The sequence below is a fragment of the Streptomyces antimicrobicus genome (genome assembly GCF_020532625.1).
GTDB classification, from domain to species: Bacteria; Actinomycetota; Actinomycetes; order Streptomycetales; family Streptomycetaceae; genus Streptomyces; species Streptomyces antimicrobicus.
This window is the reverse complement of the sequence record NZ_JAJAUY010000259.1, coordinates 1-2725: the sequence shown is the minus strand read 5'-3', so window position 1 is coordinate 2725 and position 2725 is coordinate 1. Positions and strand designations below refer to the sequence as shown.

General features: G+C 77.7%; 2 protein-coding genes. Both read left to right on the top strand.

The features are described 5' to 3' along the window. Positions 1-1192, top strand: a 1192-nt coding sequence (locus LG632_RS29925; RefSeq protein WP_226731067.1) for a peptidoglycan-binding protein, incomplete at its 5' end; no start/stop codon positions are given. Between the two features lie 1203 nt (positions 1193-2395). Next, a partial coding sequence (locus tag LG632_RS29920; RefSeq protein ID WP_226731066.1) for a hypothetical protein occupies positions 2396-2725 on the top strand: 330 nt, incomplete at its 3' end.

Here is a 2725-nt window from a genome sequence, read left to right as displayed (position 1 = left end):
GGGCGGGCGCGGGCCGCTGCACGGCCCGAAGGGCAGTCGGCCGGGTCCGCAGCGCAAGCCGGGCGTGGTCAAGCGGCTGGACCGGGCAACGATGATCAACCGGGCGAAGCTGTGGCTCGACGCGCAGGTCCCGTACAGCATGTCCGAGTACTGGACGGACGGCTACCGGCAGGACTGCTCCGGCTACGTCTCGATGGTCTGGAACCTCGGGTCGAACGAGTGGACCGGCAGCCTGGACAAGTTCGCCACGAAGATCACCAAGGACGAGCTGCTGCCGGGCGACATGCTGCTGTTCCACAACCCGGCCGACCCGAACAAGGGCTCCCACGTCGTCATCTTCGGCGGCTGGGTGGACGGGACCAGGACGCACTACGTGGCGTACGAGCAGACCCGGCCGAACACGCGGAAGAAGGCCACCCCGTACGGCTACTGGAACAACGCCACGAAGTACGTGCCGTACCGCTACACGGGGGTGACCGGGGCGGTTCCGCTCCCGGACGGCACATTGCCGGCCGAGCCGCCGGCCGGACCGGGTACGACGGCGTTCCCGGGGACGGCGGCCTTCGGGCCGGGGGCCGACAACGAGCACGTGCTGCGGCTGGGGCAGATGCTGATCGACCGCGGCGGGCGGCGGTTCTACCCCAAGGGGCCGAGCCGGAAGTGGTCGGACTCCGACCGGCTGGCGACGCAGGCCTTCCAGCAGGCCCAGGGCTGGACGGGCGCCGACGCGGACGGGATCCCGGGTGAGCACACCTGGCGGCTGCTGGTGCGCAAGGAGGGCAAGGACATCCGCCCCCTGGTGGAAGGCGCCCCCGGCGCACCCGGCGTACGCCCACCTGCGGTCCAGCCGCCGGGCGTGCGCCCGCCGACCGTCCGCCCGCCTGCCGCCCGCCCGCCGGGCGTCCACCCTCCTGCCGTCCGCCCTCCTGCCGCCCGCCCGCCGGTGCCCGGGCCTTCGCCCTACCCCGGCCTGGGGACGTTCCGGCCGGGCCGCACCCACCCGGCGATCGAGGCCCTGGGCCGGCGCCTGCTGGCGAAGGGCTTCGGCAAGCACTACCAATCCGGCCCCGGCCGGACGTGGACCGAGGCCGACCGCCGCGCGGTCGAGGCCTTCCAACGAGCCCAAGGCTGGCGCGGCCGCGCCGCCGACGGCTACCCCGGCCCGGAGACGTGGCGCCGCCTGTTCGCCTGAGGGAGGCAACCGATGCACACGACGCACACGACAGGCACCCTGTGGCTGCCGCCGCTGCCCTTGACCCAGAGCCCGCGGCCGGTCCAGGACCCGGCCCCGGCCGGGTGGGAGGCTGCTGCCTCCGCGGCTGTGCCGCCACCCGGGCCGCTGCCCGGACCGGCGTCTTCCGGCGCCCTCGGCCCCGTCGAGGCGGGGGCCCCGTCCGCCACCGCCTCGGCGGCTGCGCCGGGGGTGGAGCACGTGCGGGCGGAGCCCGCGTTCGGTTCGGCGGCCTTCCGCGCCCCGGGTCATGTCCCGGGCGCACCGGGCGGATCCGCGTACGCCGGTTCCACGACCGCCGCCCCCGCCGGGCAGATCCCACGGCCGGACCCGACCGGGACGCCCGAGCCCGCCCGGGCGGCGGAGCACGGCGCGCCGAGCGAGCCGACCCGGGCCGGCGTACCGCCGGTGGTTGTGCCGCACCCCGGCGGGCCGGAGCCGTTCGGGCCGACGGCGTCGGCGCCGGCCGGGGCCGCGGGTGGCACGGCCCTGGGGGACCGGCGTCCGGCCGGGGCTGCCGAGGACGGGTGGGCCGGGGTGGTGGCCGGGCGCACACCGCTGCCCGACCCCCCGGAACCGCGACACACCACGCTCGGCTTCCGGCGCCCGGCCTGGGCGCAGCCCGAGGGGCCGGACGCCGCGCAGTTGCCCGCTGCCCGCGCGGAGGAGCCGGAGGGGCGGATCCCGGGGCCCGGGGTCGCGCTCGTGGTGGCCCAGGCCGTGGCCCGGGGGATGGACGCGGCGGACGAGCCGGACGCCGCGGACCTCCCTCAGGTCCCCGCGCCGGTCCCCGGCCACTGCGCCACCGAGGTCCCCCGGGGCCTCCCCTTCCCCACCCACGCGCCGCCGACGCGGGGCGCCGACCAGAGCCCAACCGCAGACCGAGCCACAGGGCTGCGCGCCGAGCCGGTATCCGCCTGGCCTCCCACCCCCGCTCCGGCGCCCCCCTCCGCTCCGGACCCTCACTCCGCTTCGGACCCTCACTCCGCTTCGGCGGACTCCGCGTCGGGGGCCGACCCGGAGGGCGAGGTTCGGACCGGGTTCGGCGGTCTGCCGTCGGCAGGAGGCGGCGAGGGTCACCACGCCTCCGCCACCCCGGCCACTGAGGACCTCCCGCCCTGCGCCGGGATCGAGCCCTGGGGCTCCGCCCCGGCCGACGGGCCCATGGCGCCCGACACGCAGGCGCGGCCGGACGGCGACGAGCGCGCTGCCGCCGCCACCGACTCCGCAGCGGCGGAGATCCCGTCCCGCAGGGACGAAGAGGACGGCACGACAGCAGCCCGCGCGACTACGGCTCCCGAGACGCCCCCTGCCCTGACCTGGGCGGCGGCGCTGGGGCTCACACCCCGTGCCGACGAGGTCGGCGTAGCCGGGCCCCTCGAACCGGAGCCCGCTTCCGACGGCGTCGACAGCACCGCCGTACGCGACGTCGCAACGGAACCCGCCGGGGCGGAGCCCCGCACCGGCACGCCCGGCACGCCCCGCACGTCCGGC